Consider the following 20908-nt stretch of genomic DNA (forward strand, 5'->3'; position numbering starts at 1 on the left):
ATCGTGAATACACTCGAACACACCATCGGCAATACGCCGCTGGTCAAACTCCAGCGCCTGGGGCCGGATAACGGCAGCGAAATCTGGGTCAAACTCGAAGGTAATAACCCGGCAGGCTCGGTCAAAGACAGAGCGGCGCTGGCGATGATCTCCCGGGCCGAGGCGCGCGGCGAGATTAAGCCTGGCGATACGCTGATTGAAGCCACCAGCGGCAATACGGGTATCGCGCTGGCGATGATCGCCGCCGTGAAGGGCTATAAGATGACGCTCCTGATGCCGGATAACATGAGCATGGAGCGCAAGGCGGCGATGCAGGCTTACGGCGCGAAGCTCGTGCTGGTGAGCCGCGAGCAGGGTATGGAAGGCGCGCGCGATCTGGCCGCACAGATGGCGCAGCGCGGCGAGGGCATTATCCTCGACCAGTTTAATAACCCCGATAACCCGTGGGCGCACTACACCACAACGGGGCCGGAGATCTGGCGTCAGACCGACGGGCGCATTACCCATTTCGTCTCCAGCATGGGAACGACGGGCACCATTACCGGCGTCAGCCGCTTTTTACGCGAGCAGGAAAAACCGGTAACCGTGGTCGGACTACAGCCGGAAGAGGGCAGCAGCATTCCGGGCATCCGTCGCTGGCCCGCGGCATATCTGCCGGGAATTTTTGACGCGTCGCTGGTGGACGAGGTGCTTGATATTCACCATCGCGATGCGGAAAACACGATGCGGGAACTTGCGCGTAAAGAAGGCATTTTCTGCGGCGTGAGCTCCGGTGGGGCGGTCTGTGGCGCGCTGCGCGTGGCGCAGGCGAATCCGGGCGCGGTGGTGGTGGCGATTATCTGCGACAGGGGCGACCGCTATCTCTCAACGGGCGTGTTTAGCGAAGAGATCTACAGCCAGGGCGCGGGGATTTAGCACGCGAGCGGCGGGCGTTCGCCCGCCGTTCAGATGTCGCGGGGGATTTCAGCCGCCGCATCTTCCATCAATTTATCCAGGCTCGACGGCGACAGGTAACGCTTAACCGGTTTACTCACCTTGTGCAGCGCCTTACCGGGTGTAGCGGGCATCGCATAGAGGCTGACGTTGCCAGGCTTGTGCTCATAGATAAGCAAGCCATCAATCTTATAGCCGTCTTTATCTTCAAACGTCGCGAGTTTTTGCTGCATCCGATTACGTGCGGTTTTATCGCCGTTAACGGCAAGACGTAGCGTGTCGACCGACAGCCCGGGCGGCAGGCGATAAAGATAAAGCATTTCTACCTGATCGCTTTCATCGCATAAAAAACACGGTTCACGTCCAGGCACGGTGGGCGCGTTGCGAAGAGCGGCGGTGAGGGCTTGCCCGTCGTTGAGCGGCGAGGCGGAAATATCGATAAACGCCAGCACGTATGGGCCGGGTGAGCCCGCGTAGAGCGGCGCGGTAGGCAGCAGAAGTGCGAAGAAGAGACAGAGTGAACGCCAGCGGCGCATGGTGTGTGTCCGGTATTTCAGGTTCAGATAAAAAAATGGCGCCGTAAGGCGCCATTTTTGTACACGAGTCAGTCTTATTTCTTGATACGGATAACCGGCGTTTCACCGACGGTCACGCTACCAGAAAGCTTGGTCAGCTCTTTGATTTCGTCCATATTGGAAATGACAACCGGCGTCAGCGTGGATTTTGCTTTTTCTTCCAGCAGCGGCAGATCGAATTCGATAACCGGGTCGCCTTTCTTCACGCGCTGGCCTTCTTCAGCGATGCGTTTGAAGCCTTCGCCTTTCAGCTCAACGGTATCAATACCGAAGTGGACGAACAGTTCGATGCCGCTGTCCGATTCGATAGAGAAAGCGTGGTTAGTTTCGAAAATTTTACCGATGGTGCCATCAACCGGCGCAACCATTTTGTTACCGGTCGGTTTGATAGCGATGCCATCACCAACGATTTTCTCTGCGAACACTACATCCGGCACGTCTTCGATATTAACGATTTCACCAGACAGTGGAGCAACGATCTCAATGGTTCCGGTGTCGCTATTGCCTTTATCACCGAACAGTTTACTAAATAACCCCATTAGCCTTCTCTCCTAAGCAGTAATTTGGGCCGCATCTCGTGGATTAGCAGATTGTTTTTTCTTCAATGAACTTGTTAACCAGCGTCATTAACTCGTCCGTTGTCGGTTGAGCAAGAGCCTGCTCTGCTAAAACCTTCGCATCTTCGAAGTTCGTGTTACGGATAATCTTCTTAATGCGCGGGATAGAAATGGCACTCATACTGAATTCATCCAGACCCATCCCCAGCAACAGAAGTGTAGCACGTTCGTCGCCAGCAAGCTCACCACACATGCCAGTCCACTTACCTTCAGCATGAGATGCATCAATAACTTGCTTGATCAGGTTCAGGACAGACGGTGACATCGGCTGGTAAAGATGCGATATCATATCATTACCGCGGTCAACCGCCAGGGTGTACTGCGTCAGATCGTTGGTACCAATACTAAAGAAATCAACTTCTTTGGCGAGGTGACGCGCGATAGTCGCGGCCGCCGGCGTTTCCACCATCACGCCGATTTCAATCGTTTCGTCGAAAGCTTTGCCTTCGTCACGCAGTTCTTGTTTGAAAGTCTCGATCTCTTTTTTCAGCGCGCGTACTTCTTCAACCGAGATAATCATCGGGAACATGATACGCAGCTTGCCGAACGCGGAGGCGCGCAGGATAGCACGCAGCTGATCGCGCAGGATCTCTTTACGATCCATGGCGATACGAATCGCGCGCCAGCCGAGGAACGGGTTTTCTTCTTTCGGGAAGTTCATGTACGGCAGCTCTTTGTCGCCGCCGATGTCCATGGTGCGTACGATAACCGCCTGCGAGCCACACGCTTCAGCCACGGCTTTATACGCCTGGAACTGCTCTTCTTCGGTCGGCAGGGAGTCGCGATCCATGAACAGGAATTCGGTACGATAGAGGCCTACGCCTTCAGCGCCGTTACGCTCTGCACCCGCGACATCGCGCACGGTGCCGATGTTCGCGCAGACTTCAACCTGATGGCCGTCAAGCGTGATAGCCGGCAGATCTTTGAGCTTCGCCAGTTCCGCTTTTTCTTCAGCGACCTGAGTCTGAATCGCGCGCAGGGATTCGATCTCTTCGTTGGTCGGGTTAACGTAAACTTTGTTATTAACCGCATCGAGAATCAGATAGTCGTCGTTTTTCACCTGCGTGGTGACGCTGCCGGTGCCCACAATCGCTGGCAGCTCAAGAGAGCGCGCCATGATAGAGGTATGAGAGGTGCGGCCGCCCAGATCGGTGATAAAGCCCAGCACCTTTTTCAGGTTCAGCTGTGCGGTTTCCGACGGGGTGAGATCGGCTGCTACCAGAATGACTTCATCCTGAATGGAGCTCAGGTCGATAATGGCCAGGCCCAGAATGTTGCGCAGCAGACGCTTACCGATGTCGCGCACGTCAGCAGCGCGCTCTTTCAGGTATTCGTCGTCGAGCTCTTCCAGGGCGGTCGCCTGACCTTCGATAACTTCATGCGCTGCCGCGTCGGCAGTGATGTGCTTATCTTTAATCAGGGCTATGATTTCCTGCTCCAGCTCTTCATCTTCCAGCAACATGATGTGGCCTTCGAAGATAGCTTCCTTTTCTTCACCGAAAGTTTCGCCGGCTTTGATCTTGATAGCTTCGAGCTGAGCGGAGGCTTTGGCGCGACCACTCAGGAAACGTTCAACTTCCTGATCAACCTTATCGGCAGAAATTTTTTTCCGGTCGATGACAATCTCATCTTCTTTCAGCAACAGTGCTTTGCCGAAAGCGATACCCGGAGACGCTAAAATGCCTGAAATCATAACCCTACCTTACTTGTGACTGATTTTAATAAGAACCCGGAACTTACTCGAGTTCAGCCATCAGTTTTACCAGATGTTCTACTGCTTTCTGCTCATCTTCGCCTTCTGCGGAGATGGTCACAACGGTGCCCTGAGTCAGGCCCAGAGTCTGCAGTTTGAACAGGCTTTTTGCGCTGGCGCTTTTGCCGTTGGAAGTCACAGTGATCTCGGAAGTGAAGCCTTTCGCTTCTTTCACAAACTGAGCAGCAGGGCGGGTATGCAGACCGTTCGGAGCGGTAATAGTAACTTCTTGCTGGAACATTGTATTTCCCCAACTTATAGGTTTAGTGTTGTGGAACTAAAGTCTAGCCTGGCGGCGAGACTTTAGCCTGTATAGTTAGCGCCGGCGTAACGGAACGCAGCACGGATGCCAGAATCACGAAAAACGCATGGCATCATTGTTCCATGCGGCTCGCGTTTCGCTCGTCATTAATCATTATGACGCGAACGAAGTATCATGACCAAATCGTTAAATCGATTCAGCACACATCAATTCGCCTCAGGATTAATTTCACGCATCGAAATAATTGCTGGTTAAATACCAGACCCAACCAATCCAGGCAATGCCAAACAAGGCAAAAGTTTGATGCATGCCACAAAAAAGCACCCCTTTGGGTGCTTTTTTGCGCATATTTAACAATCTGGCATCACTGTTGCAATTCTTTCTCAGTGAACAGATCGGCGAACAGCGCGGTGCTTAAATAACGCTCACCCGAAGAAGGCAGGATAACCACAATGTTCTTATTGGTAAAGGTTTCATCTTCCTGAAGCTTCAGTGCCGCGGCGACGGCAGCGCCGGAAGAGATACCCGCCAGAATACCTTCTTCTTCCATCAGGCGGCGCGCAGTAGAGATCGCCTCTTCATTGGTGATGCCGATAACTTTATCAACCAGTTTAAGATCGAGGTTGCCCGGGATAAAGCCCGCGCCAATACCCTGAATTTTGTGCGGGCCAGGCTTCAGCTCCTGACCTGCGATCGCCTGCGCGATCACCGGAGAGTCGGTAGGCTCGACCGCAACCGTAATAAGATCGGTTTTCCCTTTGGTGTTCTTGATGTAACGGCTCACGCCGGTCAGCGTACCGCCGGTACCAACGCCCGCGATGAAAACATCAACCTGACCGTCGGTATCTTCCCAGATTTCCGGGCCGGTGGTCTTTTCATGAATTTCCGGGTTCGCCGGGTTGCTGAACTGCTGCAGCAACAGGTACTTAGACGGGTCGCTGGCCACAATTTCTTCGGCTTTCTGAATCGCGCCTTTCATGCCTTTCGCGCCTTCGGTCAGCACCAGATTGGCGCCCAGCGCTTTCAGCAGTTTGCGACGCTCAACGCTCATGGTTTCAGGCATGGTCAGCGTCAGCTTATAGCCGCGCGCAGCGGCCACATAGGCCAGCGCGATACCGGTGTTGCCGCTGGTCGGCTCGACCAGCTCCACGCCCGGCTTCAGAACGCCGCGCTTTTCTGCATCCCAAATCATATTGGCACCGATACGGCACTTAACGCTGAAGCTTGGGTTACGTGACTCTACCTTTGCCAGAATGCGTCCGTTACCGATACGGTTCAGTCGAACCAGCGGCGTATGGCCAATAGTCAACGAGTTGTCTTCAAAAATCTTGCTCATAGCCCGTCCTTAACTGTATGAAATTTGGGAACCGCACCAGCATACCCGCTCACCGCCTCTGAGGAAGTAAGGATTTCGTATATCGTTATGCCTGTGCGAAATAATGCTTATGAGTATGGAATAAGCATCCGTATATGCCACCAAGACTAGCGCCAGCTGGCGTGTTTGCCGCGATAGCAGTCAACCCACATGGCCGTCGCGCCGCAGACCGCGACCGGCATAATCGCCAGATTCAGCACCGGCACCAGGGTAAAAAGACTCACCAGCGCGCCGAACTGCATGTTCAACCCTTTATGTTCGCGCAGCGCCGCGCACATGGTTTTAAACGGCACTTTATGGTTGTCGAACGGATAGTCGCAATATTGTATGGAGAGCATCCAGGCGCTGAACAGGAACCATAGCACTGGCGCAACGGTCTGCCCGATGCCGGGAATAAAGTAGAGCAACAACAGCACCAGCGCGCGCGGCAGATACCAGGCGAGCTTTTGCCATTCACGTTTCATGATGCGGGGCACGTCTTTCATGATGCCGAAAATGCCCGTATCTGGCGGCGTCGCGCCGGTCAGGCGCGCTTCTAACTGCTCCGCCAGCAGGCCGTTGAACGGCGCGGCAATCCAGTTGGCGAGCGTGGAGAAAAAGTAGCCGAAGATAAGCACGACAGAGATGACCGCCAGCGGCCAGAGCAGGTAGTTGAGCCATTGCAGCCAGTCCGGCACATGGGTCATCAGTTGCGGGATCCAGTTATCCAGCCGGGTAAAGAGCCACCAGAATGCGCCGCCCATCAACAGAAAATTGACCAACAGAGGGAGGATCACGAAGCGCCGGATACCCGGCTGGCTTATCAGTTTGAATCCCTGAGAAAGGTAGTACAGACCGCTGCGCGAACCCGCGCCTGTGTTCGAAACCATATTCCTGCAAAGCTCCTTGTAGACCCGCCCGGACCGGGGCCAGGTTATCTTAACCGAGAGGGAAAATTGCGCCACCCGAGAAATGGTCGAAAAAACAGCAAAAAGCACGATTTCTTTCATCTTTCTGTCCGGAAAACTGAGCGCGCACTTGCACTTGCCGTAATGGGCAAATACTCTTAGTGAGTAAATGTTTGCCGTCATGGCAAGGTGTTAGAACAACAGAGAATATAATGATGCAGGATTTGCGTCTGATATTAATCATTGTTGGCGCGATCGCCATAATCGCCTTACTGGTGCATGGTTTATGGACCAGCCGTAAGGAACGTTCTTCTATGTTCCGCGATCGTCCGATGAAGCGCATGAAGTCGAAGCGCGATGAGGATGAAGACGAAGACGACGTCGATGAGCTGGATGACGAAGGCGTGGGCGAAGTTCGCGTGCGTCGCAGCGCGCCGGCGCCGGAAAGCGCGCCTGCCCGTCAGCCTCAGCATAACTATCAGCCGCCTTACGCACCGTCGCAGATGCGTCAGCCTGTTCGCGAGCCTGTGGAGCAGGAGCCTGTGGCCCCTTACGGCGAAGCGCCTGAGACGCCGGTACATCAGCCGCAACAGCCGCAGCCGGTGCGCCAGACCGCGCCGCAGCCGCAGCAACCTGCACCGGCGCAACCCGCCATGCATCAGCCTGCGCCGCAGCCGATCGCTGAGCCTGCGCCGCAGCCAGAGCCGGTTTCTGAGCCTGCGCCAGTAAGCGCGCCGGAAAAACCGCAGCCGAAAGAAACTGTGATTATTATGAACGTCGCGGCCCATGCGGGTAGCCAGCTTAACGGCGACGTGCTGTTCAACAGTATTCAGCAGGCAGGCTTTAAGTTCGGCGATATGAATATTTTCCATCGCCACCTGAGCCCGGACGGCAGTGGCCCTGTGTTGTTCAGCCTTGCGAATATGGTAAAACCCGGTTCGTTTGACCCGGAAATCATGACTGATTTTACAACGCCTGGTATTACCATCTTCATGCAGGTGCCGGGGTTTGGCGACGAGCTGCAGAATTTCAAGCTGATGCTTCAGTCGGCGCAGCATATCGCCGATGAAGTCGGCGGCGTGGTGCTGGACGACCAGCGTCGTATGATGACGCCACAAAAGCTGCGTGAATATCAGGACAGAATTCGCGATGTGAAAGAGGCGAACGGCTAACCGCCCGCCGCAAAAATTCCTCTCCCTAACCCCCGCCTGTCGGGGGTTTTTTATCATTGATGGTGCGTTATGGACTCAATCGAAGAAAAACTGACTCAACTGCGAACCACGCTTCGCCATCATGAATTTCTCTACCACGTTATGGATGCGCCGGAAGTGCCGGACGCGGAGTATGACCGCCTGATGCGCGAACTGCGCGCGCTGGAAGAGGCGCACCCGGAACTGGTGACGCCGGATTCCCCGACGCAACGCGTCGGCGCCGCGCCGCTGACGGAATTCAGCCAGGTGCGCCATGAGGTGCCGATGCTCTCGCTGGATAACGTTTTTGACGAGGCGAGTTTTCTGGCGTTCAACAAGCGCGTCCAGGACAGGCTGAAAAGCACCGATGCGCTGGTCTACTGTTGCGAACTGAAGCTGGACGGTCTGGCGGTCAGCCTGCTGTATGAAAACGGTTTGCTGGTACGCGCCGCCACCCGTGGCGACGGCACGACCGGGGAAGATATCACGCTTAACGTGCGCACCATTCGCGCCATCCCGCTGAAGCTTCGCGGCGACAATATTCCGGCACGTCTGGAAGTGCGCGGCGAAGTGTTTCTGCCGCAGGCGGGCTTTGAAAAAATTAACGAAGAGGCCAGACGTACTGGCGGGAAAGTGTTCGCGAATCCGCGCAATGCGGCGGCGGGCTCGCTGCGTCAGCTTGATCCGCGCGTTACCGCAAAGCGTCCGCTGACTTTTTTCTGCTACGGCGTTGGGCTTCTGGAAGGCGGCGAGCTGCCGCGCAGCCACATGGGTCGTCTCCAGCAATTTAAAGCCTGGGGCCTGCCGGTGAGCGACCGCATTCGTCTGGTGGAAACGCCGGAAGAGGTGCTGGCATTTTACCATCAGGTCGAGGCAGACAGGCCGACGCTCGGGTTCGATATCGACGGCGTCGTTATCAAAGTCGACTCGCTGGATTTGCAGGAACAGCTGGGCTTCGTGGCGCGCGCGCCTCGCTGGGCTGTGGCGTTTAAGTTCCCGGCGCAGGAGCAGATGACGACGGTGCGCGAGGTGGAGTTCCAGGTCGGGCGTACCGGCGCGATTACACCGGTTGCTCGCCTGGAACCGGTCCAGGTGGCGGGCGTGCTGGTCAGCAACGCGACGCTGCATAACGCCGATGAGATCGCGCGCCTCGGGCTGCGTATTGGCGATAAAGTGGTTATTCGCCGTGCGGGCGACGTTATTCCGCAAGTAGTCAACGTCGTGCTTTCTGAACGCCCGGATGAGACGCGGCCTGTGGTGTTCCCGGCGCAGTGCCCGGTATGTGGTTCGGATGTCGAGCGCGTCGAGGGCGAGGCGGTGACGCGCTGTACCGGCGGGCTTATCTGCGGCGCGCAGCGTAAAGAGGCGCTCAAGCATTTTGTCTCGCGCCGCGCGATGGATGTCGACGGCATGGGCGATAAAATCATCGACCAGCTGGTGGAAAAAGAGTATGTGCATACGCCTGCCGATCTGTTCCGCCTGACCGCCGGTAAACTGACCGGGCTCGAACGTATGGGACCGAAATCAGCGCAAAATCTGGTAAATGCGCTGGAGAAAGCCAAAGAGACGACCTTTGCGCGCTTCCTCTACGCGCTCGGGATTCGTGAAGTCGGCGAGGCGACCGCGGCCGGGCTTGCCGCGCATTTCGGCACGCTGGAGGCGCTGATCAACGCTACGATTGACGATCTGCAGAAAGTGCCGGATGTCGGCATCGTGGTGGCGACGCACGTCTTTAACTTTTTTGAAGAAGAGAGCAACCGCGCGGTTATTCGCGATCTTACGGAAGAGGTAGGCATTCACTGGCCTGCGCCGCAGGTGGTGAAAGCGGAAGAGATAGACAGTCCTTTCGCCGGTAAAACGGTGGTGCTGACCGGAACGCTGAGCCAGATGTCGCGCGATGACGCCAAAGCGCGTCTCGCCGCGCTTGGCGCGAAGGTAAGCGGCAGCGTGTCGAAGAAAACCGATCTGCTTATCGCCGGTGAAGCGGCAGGCTCCAAGCTTGCGAAGGCGCAGGAGCTGGGCATTGAGGTCATCGACGAGGCGGAAATGCTGCGCCTGCTGGGTGAATAAAATGGAAAAAGAGCAGCTCGTCGCTATCGCCAACACGGACATGCCGTTTGGCAAATATAAAGGCCGCCGGCTTATCGATTTGCCGGAAGAGTATCTGCTGTGGTTTGCCCGCAAAGATGAATTTCCTGCCGGTAAGCTGGGCGAACTGATGGCGGTGACGCTTTTAATCAAAACCGAAGGGCTGGCACATCTCGTTCAGCCGCTAAAAAAACCGTAAAAAAACGGCGCGAAAACTCGCGCCGTGGTTTTTCTCTTCCTGCCAGGTCACCTGGCCCCGTCGGGGCAGGCGAGACATTTCTTATACGTAAATATCAATCTGGTGGTTGCCGGAAGCCTGTTTTACGGATTCCACCTGTTTGCTTTCTTGCTTTTGTTGCGCTTTCTCAGCCTGCTCGCGCTGTAACTGTGCCAGCTGCGCCTGAAGCATTTTGATCTGATTTTGAATAAGTTGCTGCTGTTTTTGCTTTTCTTCCGCACTGCCCTCGCTGGCAGCAAGATCTTTAAGCTTGGTCGTGAGCTTATTGATTTGCTGTGTCAGGCGAGCAATCTGTGAAGCCAGATCGTTGCCGCTTGACGCACTGCTACTGCTTGTCTGGACAGACGGGGTGGAAGCGGTAATGGTAGTCGACATCATGTCCTCCTTTGTTATAGGTCCGCAAAAGGTATCGGCAGCGCGACGGGAAAACTGAGAGCGCGCAGAAGAAATAGCGATATGAAAAGCGGTAACAGGCGAGGGCGATACGATGAAAGACGAAAAGTGGAATAACGTAAAACGCAGAAAGCAAAAAGGCGCCTTTAGGGCGCCTTTTTACATTGGTGGGTCGTGCAGGATGACTCGCTTCGCTCGCCCTTCGGGCCGTCGCCGCACGCGGCTCCGGTGTCTCGCCATCAATGGCTCGACCCGAACCTGCTGCAGGTGCGAATCTTCCTGTCGTACAGAAAGCAAAAAGGCGCCTTTAGGGCGCCTTTTTACATTGGTGGGTCGTGCAGGATGACTCGCTTCGCTCGCCCTTCGGGCCGTCGCCGCACGCGGCTCCGGTGTCTCGCCATCAATGGCTCGACCCGAACCTGCTGCAGGTGCGAATCTTCCTGACGTACAGAAAGCAAAAAGGCGCCTTTAGGGCGCCTTTTTACATTGGTGGGTCGTGCAGGATTCGAACCTGCGACCAATTGATTAAAAGTCAACTGCTCTACCAACTGAGCTAACGACCCGAAGTGGTGGGTGATGACGGGATCGAACCGCCGACCCCCTCCTTGTAAGGGAGGTGCTCTCCCAGCTGAGCTAATCACCCACTTCGGTACTTCTTTTACTGCATGACAAGAGATTCGCTGGTGAGAAAGTGGTGGGTGATGACGGGATCGAACCGCCGACCCCCTCCTTGTAAGGGAGGTGCTCTCCCAGCTGAGCTAATCACCCACTTCTCATTTCTTGTCTACACTGCGGGAACCACTTGTTTAGAGTGGTGGGTGATGACGGGATCGAACCGCCGACCCCCTCCTTGTAAGGGAGGTGCTCTCCCAGCTGAGCTAATCACCCCCGCTGTGTGGAGTCGCATTATAGGGAGAGTTGAAAATGAGTCAACGCCTTTTCCAAAGTTTTTGTTTGTTCGTCGTAAAATTAGACAGTGCGCTGGTTTTATGCTCGTTAAGGTATGATTTCTCAACAGATAACGCCTGAATAGCGGGGACGGAAGGTATCAAGATTGAGGAATCAGCCCACGGTGGTAGAATATTGCCCACTTTGTTACTTCCTGGCATGTGCCGCTTAATGGCATTGTTAAACACTAAGGCCAATCAATGAAAATCAAAACCCGCTTCGCGCCCAGCCCGACAGGCTATCTGCATGTCGGCGGCGCCCGTACCGCGCTTTATTCCTGGCTTTTCGCCCGCCATGAGGGCGGCGAATTCGTGTTGCGTATTGAAGATACCGATCTTGAGCGCTCCACGCCGGAAGCTATTGAAGCCATTATGGATGGAATGAACTGGCTGAGCCTGGAGTGGGATGAGGGTCCGTATTTCCAGACCAAACGTTTCGATCGCTATAACGCGGTTATTGATGAAATGCTGGCGGCGGGTACCGCCTATAAATGTTACTGCTCAAAAGAGCGTCTTGAAGCGCTGCGCGAAGAGCAGATGGCGAAGGGTGAGAAGCCGCGCTACGACGGTCGTTGCCGCCACAGTCATGAACATCACGCGGACGATGAGCCTTGCGTGGTGCGTTTTGCCAACCCGCAGGACGGTTCTGTGGTATTTGACGATCAGATCCGCGGCCCGATTGAGTTCAGCAACCTTGAGCTTGACGATCTGATCATTCGCCGTACTGATGGTTCTCCGACCTACAACTTCTGTGTGGTGGTCGACGACTGGGATATGGAAATTACGCACGTCATTCGCGGCGAAGACCATATCAACAACACGCCGCGTCAGATCAACATTCTGAAAGCGCTGGGCGCGCCGGTGCCGCTGTATGCGCACGTTTCTATGATCAACGGCGATGACGGTAAAAAACTCTCCAAACGTCACGGCGCGGTCAGCGTAATGCAGTATCGCGATGACGGCTATCTGCCGGAGGCGCTGCTGAACTATCTGGTGCGTCTGGGCTGGTCCCATGGCGATCAGGAGATCTTCACCCGTGAAGAAATGATCAAACTCTTCTCCCTGGGAGCGGTCAGCAAGTCGGCGAGCGCGTTCAATACCGATAAACTGCAGTGGCTGAACCATCACTACATCAATACGCTGGCGCCGGAATATGTGGCCACCCACCTGCAGTGGCATATCGAGCAGGAAAATATCGACACCCGCAACGGCCCGCAGTTGGCGGATTTGGTGAAACTGCTGGGCGAACGCTGCAAAACGCTTAAAGAGATGGCGCAGACCTGCCGCTATTTCTATGAAGACTTCAGCGAATTTGATGCCGACGCGGCGAAAAAACATCTGCGCCCGGTGGCGCGTCAGCCGCTGGAAGTGGTGCGCGATAAGCTTGCCGCTCTGACCGACTGGACCGCCGAAAACGTGCATCACGCCATTCAGGCCACCGCCGATGAGCTGGAAGTGGGCATGGGGAAAGTGGGTATGCCGCTGCGCGTCGCGGTCACTGGGGCAGGGCAGTCGCCGGGCCTGGACGTGACCGTTCACGCGATCGGTAAATCCCGAAGTGTGGAACGTATCAACAAAGCGCTGGCCTTTATCGCCGAGCGCGAAAATCAGCAGTAATAAAAAAAGCCGGCGCAAGCCGGCTTTTACTTCTCGTCGTTAAGTCCCAGCCGTTTCACCAGCCCGGTCTTGCCTTCCTGATTAATCAGTTCGCTTAAGCGCGCCTGCTCTTGCGGCGACATCATCTCCAGCGTACGGATAAACTGGGCCATCATTTCGTTATCCCATGTCACGTAAGGAGTCTCGCTCTCTTCGACGCGGCTATAGAGATGCGCTGAATAGCGCAGTTTATCGGTGGCGAGAAAATAGTCATACACCTGCTGCGTAATAAGGATTAACAAGGCGCCGCCTTTACGACCTTTAAGCGGAATGCGCTTCCAGCCATATTTGCGCGCCCAGCCGCTAATGGTCTGTGCGGTATAGCCGCTCAGTTCGCCCAGTTCGCCTGCCGTCATCCAGCGTGTAAATCGATTCATGGCTTAATCCGTATGGCGAATATCCAGACGCTGCAACATGCCGGCAATGCCTTCGCGCAGCAGGAGTGAGGTCAGTTGTTTCTGCTCAGACTGGCTCATTTCTCGCAGGGAGTTCAGCAGCAGATTCTCCAGCGGCGCTTCAACGGTCGCCGTATAACTCGCCGCATTTTCTGAGGCGCGACGAGCGCTGCGGATAAACGTCAACACCTGCTCGTCAACATGAATGACACGCGCTTTGCCGCCCTGTACGCCGGGTTTCGGTGAGGTGTGCCAGCCTTCTTTACGTACCCATTTATTGATCGTCTGACGACTATAGCCGGTGTAATGCGCCAGTTCGTCCGGGGTCATCCGGTCCTTGACCATGGCTAATCCTTTTCAAAATGTAAGCCTGTTAGGGGTTCATCTTACGAGATCATATTACGGGAAACTGTGACGAGAATAACTAGCGTATTGGGAGAACAGATCTTTGAGAGCCTTTTTGCTGGCTTTTTCGGCACTTGAAAGGCGAAAATGAATTTGGCGTTGACACTGTCCGGTGGAATTCTTATTATCCCGCCCGTCAACACGACAAGGTGTTCCGAAGGGGCTATAGCTCAGCTGGGAGAGCGCTTGCATGGCATGCAAGAGGTCAGCGGTTCGATCCCGCTTAGCTCCACCAAACCTTTATCCCATCAGGTTTGGTCAGTAACACCAGAATCTCGTGGGGCTATAGCTCAGCTGGGAGAGCGCTTGCATGGCATGCAAGAGGTCAGCGGTTCGATCCCGCTTAGCTCCACCAAAATTAAAACCCTCGCCTAATGGCGGGGGTTTTTGCTTTCCGGCTGCCGGGAAATTGATTGCCGCCGCGCTATCAGCATCCTCTGCTTTATTTGCCATGCCCGGGCATTTCCTTGCCAGCCTGGCGAAAGGTTTTTATGATAAAAGCCTGTAGAAACGCCGCCATGCCTGTAAGAAGCTCCTTATGAATTATCGCCACGGTTTGCGTAAGTCAGGCATCGCGTTATTGCTGTGCGTCCTGTTGTTGCCGCTAGCGCGAGGGTTATCGCCGAAAGCCATCGTCGATGGCGAAGGCATCTATTTAACGTATTTACCGCTCAGCCTGATGCTGGCGATGATTTATCTTTTCGGCCGCTACGCGCTTATCCCGCAGGCGATCTCTTTATTACTTTTCTACGGCTGGTTTTTTCCATTAAATAGTCTCCAGCTGCTGGCGTTTGTATTTAGTTTTCTCGGGCCGTTAATTCTGGTCTGCGGCATAGGCCGCGCGTTGCAGGGGCCGCGCTGGCGTTTTGCGGTCGCCCGCAAAGGCACCGGGTTGCGCTTGTTTCTGGTGGGCCTCATCGTGCCGTGCCTGATTAAGCTGCTGATGATTTTTTCAGGCTATTACCTTGATTATCCAGAAGCTATCGCGTCTTATTTTGGCGAAAGCTCCTCTTTTTACAGCATCGTCACGGTGCAGGGGCTTATGGCGGCCTCGGCGATTTTCGTTGATATCTTTTATTATCCGCTACGTATGGCGTTAAGCCCGGCGTTCGCCCGCGCCTTATGGCGCCGCTGCGTTATTCCGCTCATGGCGCCTGAAAAGAAACTGCTGGTGATGTGCTGGTTCGCGACGGTTATCGTGCTGCTGACCTTATTCACCCTGCCGTTTAAGTTATTCTTAATTTCGGTCTATACGCTCCCGGTAATTTTCGTTTTATTTACCGCTGGGATTTTCCTTATCGGACCGGTCCTTATTACATTGCTATGGTCAGTGTCGTTATTATTGTTGCTCGCCAGCAATCACAGTTTTTTGCCCCCGGATAAAACCGGTTTTCTGCTGGCGTTCATGCTCTCTATTTTTATTTCCTTTACGGTTTCCATGCGCTTCATGACGGTTATTTTTAACAAGAATGAGTGGATGAAACGCCAGTACCGCATGCTCGCCTTTACCGATCCGCTTACCCGGCTGCCAAACCTGCGCGCGCTGGAGCGGCACCTGCAAAACGCGTCAGCCGGGGCGTTATGCTGCCTGCGGGTCGCGAACCTTGAATTTCTCAGCCGCCACTACGGCCTGATGATGCGCATTCAGTGCAAAAAAGAGGTAACGGCGCAGCTTCAGCCCTGGCTGAACCCTGGCGAGAAGATTTTCCAGCTACCGGAGAGCGATCTACTGATCTATCTGACCGGCCCGGAGCCGCAGGACCGGCTGCGGCACATGGTGGATCTGCTTAACAGCAAACGTATTCAGTGGAACGGCGCGCAGCTTGAGCTCGACTACAGCGCTGCCTGGGCGCCGCTGCATCAGGCCCCGGAGGAACTTTACCGTACTATCGGGCAACTGAGCTATCTGGCGGAGTTTGCCAGCCTCAGTGAGCCTGTAGTGGCGCTGGAGAGCCGCGGCGAAGGGATTTCCGGGCAAACCAGCGAGCCGGTGCTGATGCTGCAAAAGGTGAAGCGCGCGCTGGCCGGCGGCGGCGTCACGCTGTTCGCGCAGCCGATACGCAACGCGCAGGGAGAGGGCTATGCCGAGATCCTGGCGCGTCTGAATTGCGACGGTGAGCTCATCATGCCCGATAAATTCATTCCGTTAATCGCCCGCTTTAACCTCAGCGCGCGCTTTGATATGCAGGTACTGGAAAAACTTCTCCGTTACCTTCACGCGCACCCACAGACGCGCCCCGGCGCGCGCTTCTCTGTCAACCTTATGCCGCTGACGCTGCAACAGCAGGGGATCGCGCAGCAGGCTATCGCACTGTTTGAACGTTATGGGGTGCCAGTCAGCGCGGTTATTCTGGAGGTGACGGAAGAGCAGGCGCTCTCCGGCTCGGAAAACACCATACAAAATATCGCACTGCTGCAGGAGCGCGGGTTTTGCATCGCGATTGACGATTTCGGCACCGGCTATGCCAATTTTGAGCGGCTTAAAAATTTACAGGCCGATATCATCAAAATCGACGGCTGCTTTGTGCGTAATGTGGTGAGTAATCCCTTTGACGCGCTGGTGGTGAAATCCATTTGCGATCTGGCGAAGGCCCGCTCGCTGACCGTCGTGGCGGAATTTGTCGAAACCCCGGCGCAGCGGGATCTGCTGTTTTCGCTGGGCGTGGAGTATATCCAGGGCTACCTGCCGGGAAGGCCAGAGCCGCTGGAGCGCAAGGCATAAAAAAACCGGAGCCTGGCTCCGGTTTTCGCATGATGATGGTGGCGATTACAGCACGAGTGCGGCAATAGAGGCTGAGAGCACGCTCACAAGCGTTGAGCCATAGACCAGCTTCAGGCCGAAGCGGGATACCACGTTGCCCTGTTCTTCATTCAGGCCTTTGATAGCGCCAGCGATAATGCCGATAGATGAGAAGTTAGCAAAGGAAACCAGGAACACAGACAGGATGCCTTCCGCGCGCGGAGAGATAGTGCCTGCCAGTTTCTGCAGATCCATCATCGCCACGAATTCGTTGGACACCAGTTTGGTCGCCATAATACTGCCCACCTGCAACGCTTCGTTTGCCGGCACGCCCATCACCCAGGCCACCGGGTAGAAGATGTAACCCAGAATGCCCTGGAAGGAGATGCCAAGTACGGCGGCGAACAGCGCGTTCAGACCGGAAATCAGCGCGATAAAGCCAATCAGCATCGCGGCCACGATAATCGCCACTTTGAAGCCTGCCAGAATGTACTCGCCCAGCATTTCGAAGAAGCTTTGCCCTTCGTGCAGGTTAGACATCTGCAAATCTTCTTCATTTTCAACGCGATATGGGTTGATGATGGAGAGGACGATAAAGGTGCTGAACATGTTCAGGATCAGCGCTGCCACCACGTACTGCGGTTTCAGCATGGTCATGTACGCGCCGACAATCGACATGGACACGGTAGACATCGCTGTCGCGGCCATGGTGTACATGCGGTTACGCGACATTTTGCCGAGAATATCCTTATAGGCGATAAAGTTTTCTGACTGTCCCAGAATCAGCGAGCTTACCGCGTTGAAGGATTCCAGTTTACCCATACCGTTCACTTTCGAGAGAACCGTACCGATAGCCCGGATAACAATCGGCAGTACGCGAATGTGCTGCAGAATGCCGATTAACGCAGAGATAAAGACGATAGGGCAAAGCACTTTCAGGAAGAAAAATGCCAGGCCTTCATCATTCATTTTGCCAAAGACGAAGTTTGTCCCTTCATTAGCAAAGCCGAGCAGTTTTTCAAACATATCGGCAAAGCCTTTAACAAAGCCCAGACCGATATTGGAATTAAGGAAGAACCAGGCCAGCAGCACTTCAATAACCAGCAGCAGGCCAATATAAGGCAGACGAATTTTTTTGCGGTCGTGACTTACCAGCAAAGCAAGCAGCGCTACAACGGCGAGCGCCAAAACGAAATGAAGAACGCGGGACATATTTGCTCCAAATATGAGGCAGGTTTAATTTCCGTGCACATTCTATGCAACAACCATTTAGAAAACGAGATCTGCAACACACTATAGTTACGTCATGTGACGAAACGCTAAAAGAGTGATCGAACATACAAAAATGTTATGTTGCGTAAAGCAGTGAAAGGTTATCTTTTGCTGCTACACTTTTAACACACGTGGGCGCATTTTAGTGTGTTTTGCTCGCGTACCTCGACCTTAACCCGCCTTTCATTGATTTCAGCTATCAGAACCATCAGAGATTATCCGGATTAATGAACTTGATAATCATTCTCATTTTGGTAGCATGAAACATAGCAAAGGCTATATTTCAGGGGCAGACATGAATCACAGTCGCGTTGAGCAACGTCGTGGCCGTACAGCGCGGAAGTTAAGGCTGGCACTCATGGGGCCTGCTTTCATCGCTGCCATTGGCTACATCGATCCGGGTAACTTCGCTACGAATATTCAGGCCGGAGCCAGTTTCGGCTACCAGCTACTGTGGGTGGTGGTATGGGCCAACCTGATGGCAATGTTGATTCAGGTGCTCTCCGCCAAGCTTGGGATCGCGACCGGTAAAAACCTCGCGGAGCAGATCCGCGATCACTATCCGTGTCCGGTTGTCTGGTTTTACTGGGTGCAGGCGGAGATCATCGCTATGGCGACCGATCTCGCGGAATTTATCGGCGCGGCGATAGGGTTTAAGCTTATCCTCGGCGTATCGCTGTTGCAGGGCGCGGTGCTGACCGGCATCGCCACATTCCTGATCCTGATGCTGCAAAAGCATGGACAAAAGCCGCTCGAAAAAGTGATCGGCGGGCTGCTGCTGTTTGTGGCGGCGGCATATATCGTGGAGCTTTTCTTCTCGCAGCCTAAGCTCGCGGCGCTTGGCAAAGGAATGCTGATCCCAAGCCTGCCGACCTCGGAAGCCGTGTTCCTGGCCGCGGGCGTACTCGGCGCTACCATCATGCCGCATGTTATCTATCTGCACTCGTCGCTGACGCAAAACCTGCATGACGGCTCGCGCAAAGAGCGCTACTCCGCGACCAAATGGGATGTGGCGATCGCCATGACCATTGCGGGCTTTGTCAATCTGGCCATGATGGCGACGGCGGCGGCGGCGTTTCACTTCAGCGGACACACCAAAGTGGCCGAACTCGATCAGGCTTACCTGACGCTCGAACCGCTGTTAAGCCATGCGGCGGCGACAATTTTCGGTTTGAGTCTGGTTGCGGCGGGGCTCTCCTCGACGGTCGTCGGCACGCTGGCGGGGCAGGTGGTGATGCAGGGATTCGTGCGCTTCAGCATTCCGCTCTGGGTGCGACGCTCGGTCACGATGGCGCCGTCGTTTATCGTCATCCTAATGGGCCTCGATCCTACGCGCATTCTAGTGATGAGTCAGGTGCTGCTGAGCTTTGGTATCGCGCTGGCGCTGGTGCCGCTACTGTTCTTTACCAGCGATAAAAATCTGATGGGCGAACTGGTCAACACGCCGTGGGTCAAGCGAACCGGATGGGCGATTGTAGCGCTGGTAGTGGCACTCAACATCTGGCTGCTGGTAGGCACCGCGCTCGGGTTATAACCGACGTAAAAAAGGCAGGCGCGAAGCCTGCCTTTTTTGTTCGCTCAGAACATTATCAGTGGTGATGACCGTGGCCGTGGCCGCGACCATGTTTACCCCAGCCGCGACGGTCATCGCGATCTCGCCAGCCTTCGCGATAGCCGCGCTCATACGCCCGGCGATTATCCCAGCCGCGATGCTTATCCCAGCCGCGATGGCGGCCATTGTCATGACGCCACCAGCGGTCGCCGCGCCACCGGTAATGGTTGTGCCAGTAATCGCGGTCGCGCCAGCGGCCGCCGTCCCAGTAGTTACCGTAATTGTCGCGATCGCCAATTTGTAATTTGATGGATGGCAACAGGGTGATTTCGCCAGCGCTGGCGACAAGCGGGGCGGTACCCACGAGTAACGCTGCTGCAAGAATCAGTGACCTGAACATACTTATCTCCTTCACGATCGGGGCCGTTGGTGGCCTGTTGCAGTAATATTACGGACCTGTAAATCCCTGCAGCATCGCTCCGACTCTGAAAACAGGTATGACCGCACTTTTTGCTAAAGCAGCCTGACCTCATGCACTATGACAGAATCGCCTCGATCGCCTGACGTTCTTCTGCTGAAAATTCCCGTTTCGCCAGCATGCCCACCGCGTCGTCAATCTGGCTGGTTTTGCTGGCGCCGATGAGCACCGATGTCACCTTCTCATCGCGCAGCACCCAGGCGAGCGCCATCTGCGACAGCTTCTGCCCGCGCTGTACCGCCAGGTCGTTGAGCCTGCGAACCTTTTCAAGTTTCGCATCGGTTATTTGATCCGGATTCAGGAAGCGGCTGCCGCTGGCGGCGCGGGAATCGGCCGGAATGCCGTTCAGATAGCGGTCGGTCAGCTGCCCGCCTGCCAGCGGCGAAAACGCGATGCTGCCCACGCCTTTCTCCTGAAGAAGATCCAGCAGGCCGTCTTCTACCCAGCGCTCGAACATCGAATATTTGGGTTGGTGGATAACGCACGGCGTGCCGAGTTCTGCCAGCAGGTCAATCGCCTCGCGCGCGCGGTCCGCCGGGTAGTTGGAAATACCGACGTACAGCGCTTTGCCCTGACGCACAATATGGTCCAGCGCGCGCATAGTCTCTTCAAGCGGCGTGTCCGGGTCTGGGCGGTGGTGATAGAAAATATCGACATACTCAAGGCCCATACGTTTCAGGCTCTGGTCGAGGCTCGAAATCAGGTACTTGCGCGAGCCCCAGTCGCCGTAAGGGCCGTCCCACATGGTGTAGCCCGCTTTAGTCGAGATAATCAACTCGTCACGATACGGCAGAAAATCTTCTTTCAGGATGCGGCCAAAATGGCTTTCAGCCGAGCCTGGCGGCGGCCCGTAGTTATTGGCGAGATCGAAATGGGTAATGCCGAGATCGAATGACCGGCGCAGCAGCTGACGGCTGGTATCCACCAGCGTCGCGTCGCCAAAGTTATGCCACAGGCCCAGCGAAATGGCCGGGAGCTTCAGGCCGCTGCGTCCGCAGCGGCGATATTCCATCGTGGTGTAGCGCGCAGTATCTGCCTGATAAACCATGCTTATTCACCTCTGTACGTGGTTGTTGCACTTTGAGATATCGGGTCGGGCCAGAAAGCGATATCGCCAGTGTATACGGTTACACAAATTGTGAAAGCAGACAG

Annotated in this window: 19 protein-coding genes, 6 tRNA genes and 1 other RNA gene; 9 read left to right on the forward strand and 17 right to left on the reverse strand. The window is 55.2% G+C overall.

The window, feature by feature from the left end; genetic code table 11:
* The first annotated feature begins 3 nt into the window (after positions 1 to 3).
* Positions 4 to 915, forward strand: coding sequence for a cysteine synthase CysM (gene cysM, locus BJP61_RS06925; protein WP_161579803.1), 912 nt, complete (start codon positions 4 to 6; stop codon positions 913 to 915).
* Positions 916 to 944: 29 nt separating this feature from the next.
* On the opposite strand, the gene BJP61_RS06930 is transcribed toward cysM, so the two are convergent.
* From BJP61_RS06930 to cysZ, 6 genes are all read right to left on the reverse strand, one after another.
* On the reverse strand, positions 945 to 1469 hold the full coding sequence (locus tag BJP61_RS06930; RefSeq protein WP_038861370.1) for a hypothetical protein: 525 nt from the start codon (positions 1467 to 1469) through the stop codon (positions 945 to 947).
* 74 nt (positions 1470 to 1543) lie between these two features.
* Entirely contained in the window at positions 1544 to 2047 is a 504-nt protein-coding gene (crr, locus tag BJP61_RS06935; RefSeq protein ID WP_004385842.1) for a PTS glucose transporter subunit IIA, read from the reverse strand.
* Positions 2048 to 2090: 43 nt separating this feature from the next.
* The gene (gene ptsI, locus BJP61_RS06940; protein ID WP_161579805.1) at positions 2091 to 3818 is read right to left on the reverse strand and encodes a phosphoenolpyruvate-protein phosphotransferase PtsI; all 1728 of its coding nucleotides are present in this window, start codon (positions 3816 to 3818) and stop codon (positions 2091 to 2093) included.
* A gap of 43 nt (positions 3819 to 3861) precedes the next feature.
* Positions 3862 to 4119, reverse strand: a complete 258-nt coding sequence (gene ptsH / locus BJP61_RS06945) for a phosphocarrier protein Hpr (RefSeq protein WP_000487600.1) — start codon at positions 4117 to 4119, stop codon at positions 3862 to 3864.
* 385 nt (positions 4120 to 4504) lie between these two features.
* Positions 4505 to 5476 carry a cysteine synthase A gene (cysK, locus tag BJP61_RS06950; protein ID WP_038861373.1) on the reverse strand — a complete coding sequence of 324 codons (972 nt, stop codon included), beginning with the start codon at positions 5474 to 5476 and terminating at the stop codon, positions 4505 to 4507.
* Positions 5477 to 5622: 146 nt separating this feature from the next.
* Positions 5623 to 6384 (reverse strand): sulfate transporter CysZ, encoded by a 762-nt coding sequence (gene cysZ, locus BJP61_RS06955; protein ID WP_171998045.1) that lies wholly within the window; start codon positions 6382 to 6384, stop codon positions 5623 to 5625.
* Positions 6385 to 6614: 230 nt separating this feature from the next.
* Here cysZ and zipA point away from each other — a divergent pair, with 230 nt between their 5' ends.
* From zipA to BJP61_RS06970, 3 genes are all read left to right on the forward strand, one after another.
* A complete protein-coding gene (gene zipA / locus BJP61_RS06960; protein ID WP_171998046.1) occupies positions 6615 to 7574 on the forward strand; it encodes a cell division protein ZipA in 960 nt (319 codons plus the stop codon).
* Between the two features lie 69 nt (positions 7575 to 7643).
* Positions 7644 to 9662 (forward strand): NAD-dependent DNA ligase LigA, encoded by a 2019-nt coding sequence (ligA, locus tag BJP61_RS06965; protein ID WP_171998047.1) that lies wholly within the window; start codon positions 7644 to 7646, stop codon positions 9660 to 9662.
* A gap of 1 nt (position 9663) precedes the next feature.
* On the forward strand, positions 9664 to 9879 hold the full coding sequence (locus BJP61_RS06970; RefSeq protein ID WP_038861381.1) for a DUF3820 family protein: 216 nt from the start codon (positions 9664 to 9666) through the stop codon (positions 9877 to 9879).
* Between the two features lie 81 nt (positions 9880 to 9960).
* On the opposite strand, the gene BJP61_RS06975 is transcribed toward BJP61_RS06970, so the two are convergent.
* The 6 genes from BJP61_RS06975 to BJP61_RS07000 form a co-directional block, all read right to left on the reverse strand.
* On the reverse strand, positions 9961 to 10293 hold the full coding sequence (locus BJP61_RS06975) for a FlxA-like family protein (RefSeq protein WP_038861384.1): 333 nt from the start codon (positions 10291 to 10293) through the stop codon (positions 9961 to 9963).
* Between the two features lie 344 nt (positions 10294 to 10637).
* A non-coding RNA gene (locus BJP61_RS06980) (RtT sRNA) lies at positions 10638 to 10770 on the reverse strand.
* Between the two features lie 28 nt (positions 10771 to 10798).
* A tRNA-Lys gene (locus tag BJP61_RS06985) sits at positions 10799 to 10874 on the reverse strand.
* A 4-nt stretch (positions 10875 to 10878) separates the two neighbouring features.
* A tRNA-Val gene (locus BJP61_RS06990) sits at positions 10879 to 10954 on the reverse strand.
* Positions 10955 to 11003: 49 nt separating this feature from the next.
* Positions 11004 to 11079: transfer RNA gene (locus BJP61_RS06995), tRNA-Val, on the reverse strand.
* A gap of 44 nt (positions 11080 to 11123) precedes the next feature.
* Positions 11124 to 11199: transfer RNA gene (locus BJP61_RS07000), tRNA-Val, on the reverse strand.
* Positions 11200 to 11459: 260 nt separating this feature from the next.
* Here BJP61_RS07000 and gltX point away from each other — a divergent pair.
* On the forward strand, positions 11460 to 12875 hold the full coding sequence (gene gltX / locus BJP61_RS07005; RefSeq protein WP_038861386.1) for a glutamate--tRNA ligase: 1416 nt from the start codon (positions 11460 to 11462) through the stop codon (positions 12873 to 12875).
* Between the two features lie 26 nt (positions 12876 to 12901).
* Here the strand turns inward: gltX and BJP61_RS07010 are convergent, their stop codons facing one another.
* Positions 12902 to 13291 carry a YfeC-like transcriptional regulator gene (locus BJP61_RS07010; protein ID WP_038861389.1) on the reverse strand — a complete coding sequence of 130 codons (390 nt, stop codon included), beginning with the start codon at positions 13289 to 13291 and terminating at the stop codon, positions 12902 to 12904.
* A gap of 3 nt (positions 13292 to 13294) precedes the next feature.
* On the reverse strand, positions 13295 to 13654 hold the full coding sequence (locus BJP61_RS07015; RefSeq protein ID WP_038861391.1) for a YfeC-like transcriptional regulator: 360 nt from the start codon (positions 13652 to 13654) through the stop codon (positions 13295 to 13297).
* 219 nt (positions 13655 to 13873) lie between these two features.
* Here BJP61_RS07015 and BJP61_RS07020 point away from each other — a divergent pair.
* The 3 genes from BJP61_RS07020 to BJP61_RS07030 all read left to right on the forward strand — a co-directional run bounded on the left by BJP61_RS07020 (position 13874) and on the right by BJP61_RS07030 (position 16436).
* Positions 13874 to 13949, forward strand: a tRNA-Ala gene (locus BJP61_RS07020).
* 44 nt (positions 13950 to 13993) lie between these two features.
* Positions 13994 to 14069 (forward strand) — tRNA-Ala (locus BJP61_RS07025).
* 183 nt (positions 14070 to 14252) lie between these two features.
* Positions 14253 to 16436: an EAL domain-containing protein gene (locus BJP61_RS07030; RefSeq protein ID WP_171998048.1), complete on the forward strand. Its 2184-nt coding sequence runs from the start codon at positions 14253 to 14255 to the stop codon at positions 16434 to 16436.
* Between the two features lie 45 nt (positions 16437 to 16481).
* On the opposite strand, the gene BJP61_RS07035 is transcribed toward BJP61_RS07030, so the two are convergent.
* Positions 16482 to 17666, reverse strand: a complete 1185-nt coding sequence (locus tag BJP61_RS07035) for a NupC/NupG family nucleoside CNT transporter (protein ID WP_012124105.1) — start codon at positions 17664 to 17666, stop codon at positions 16482 to 16484.
* A gap of 355 nt (positions 17667 to 18021) precedes the next feature.
* On the opposite strand from BJP61_RS07035, the gene BJP61_RS07040 reads away from it, so the two are divergent.
* Entirely contained in the window at positions 18022 to 19260 is a 1239-nt protein-coding gene (locus tag BJP61_RS07040) for an Nramp family divalent metal transporter (RefSeq protein ID WP_171998049.1), read from the forward strand.
* Between the two features lie 55 nt (positions 19261 to 19315).
* On the opposite strand, the gene BJP61_RS07045 is transcribed toward BJP61_RS07040, so the two are convergent.
* Positions 19316 to 19678, reverse strand: coding sequence for a DUF2502 domain-containing protein (locus BJP61_RS07045; RefSeq protein ID WP_171998050.1), 363 nt, complete (start codon positions 19676 to 19678; stop codon positions 19316 to 19318).
* A 136-nt stretch (positions 19679 to 19814) separates the two neighbouring features.
* Complete coding sequence (mgrA, locus tag BJP61_RS07050) at positions 19815 to 20804, reverse strand: L-glyceraldehyde 3-phosphate reductase (protein WP_038861401.1); 990 nt, start codon at positions 20802 to 20804, stop codon at positions 19815 to 19817.
* Between the last annotated feature and the right edge of the window lie 104 nt (positions 20805 to 20908).

This window comes from Cronobacter sp. JZ38, from assembly GCF_008932145.1.
Lineage (GTDB): Bacteria > Pseudomonadota > Gammaproteobacteria > Enterobacterales > Enterobacteriaceae > Cronobacter > Cronobacter muytjensii.

What these genes read in the sequence shown, in the direction of transcription:
- BJP61_RS06930 (WP_038861370.1), bottom strand. Translation starts at nt 1,469, where the DNA reads ATGCGCCGCTGGCGTTCACTCTGTCTCTTCTTCGCACTTCTGCTGCCT.
- crr (WP_004385842.1), bottom strand. Translation starts at nt 2,047, where the DNA reads ATGGGGTTATTTAGTAAACTGTTCGGTGATAAAGGCAATAGCGACACC.
- ptsI (WP_161579805.1), bottom strand. Translation starts at nt 3,818, where the DNA reads ATGATTTCAGGCATTTTAGCGTCTCCGGGTATCGCTTTCGGCAAAGCA.
- ptsH (WP_000487600.1), bottom strand. Translation starts at nt 4,119, where the DNA reads ATGTTCCAGCAAGAAGTTACTATTACCGCTCCGAACGGTCTGCATACC.
- cysK (WP_038861373.1), bottom strand. Translation starts at nt 5,476, where the DNA reads ATGAGCAAGATTTTTGAAGACAACTCGTTGACTATTGGCCATACGCCG.
- cysZ (WP_171998045.1), bottom strand. Translation starts at nt 6,384, where the DNA reads ATGGTTTCGAACACAGGCGCGGGTTCGCGCAGCGGTCTGTACTACCTT.
- zipA (WP_171998046.1), top strand. Translation starts at nt 6,615, where the DNA reads ATGATGCAGGATTTGCGTCTGATATTAATCATTGTTGGCGCGATCGCC.
- ligA (WP_171998047.1), top strand. Translation starts at nt 7,644, where the DNA reads ATGGACTCAATCGAAGAAAAACTGACTCAACTGCGAACCACGCTTCGC.
- BJP61_RS06970 (WP_038861381.1), top strand. Translation starts at nt 9,664, where the DNA reads ATGGAAAAAGAGCAGCTCGTCGCTATCGCCAACACGGACATGCCGTTT.
- BJP61_RS06975 (WP_038861384.1), bottom strand. Translation starts at nt 10,293, where the DNA reads ATGTCGACTACCATTACCGCTTCCACCCCGTCTGTCCAGACAAGCAGT.
- gltX (WP_038861386.1), top strand. Translation starts at nt 11,460, where the DNA reads ATGAAAATCAAAACCCGCTTCGCGCCCAGCCCGACAGGCTATCTGCAT.
- BJP61_RS07010 (WP_038861389.1), bottom strand. Translation starts at nt 13,291, where the DNA reads ATGAATCGATTTACACGCTGGATGACGGCAGGCGAACTGGGCGAACTG.
- BJP61_RS07015 (WP_038861391.1), bottom strand. Translation starts at nt 13,654, where the DNA reads ATGGTCAAGGACCGGATGACCCCGGACGAACTGGCGCATTACACCGGC.
- BJP61_RS07030 (WP_171998048.1), top strand. Translation starts at nt 14,253, where the DNA reads ATGAATTATCGCCACGGTTTGCGTAAGTCAGGCATCGCGTTATTGCTG.
- BJP61_RS07035 (WP_012124105.1), bottom strand. Translation starts at nt 17,666, where the DNA reads ATGTCCCGCGTTCTTCATTTCGTTTTGGCGCTCGCCGTTGTAGCGCTG.
- BJP61_RS07040 (WP_171998049.1), top strand. Translation starts at nt 18,022, where the DNA reads ATGAATCACAGTCGCGTTGAGCAACGTCGTGGCCGTACAGCGCGGAAG.
- BJP61_RS07045 (WP_171998050.1), bottom strand. Translation starts at nt 19,678, where the DNA reads ATGTTCAGGTCACTGATTCTTGCAGCAGCGTTACTCGTGGGTACCGCC.
- mgrA (WP_038861401.1), bottom strand. Translation starts at nt 20,804, where the DNA reads ATGGTTTATCAGGCAGATACTGCGCGCTACACCACGATGGAATATCGC.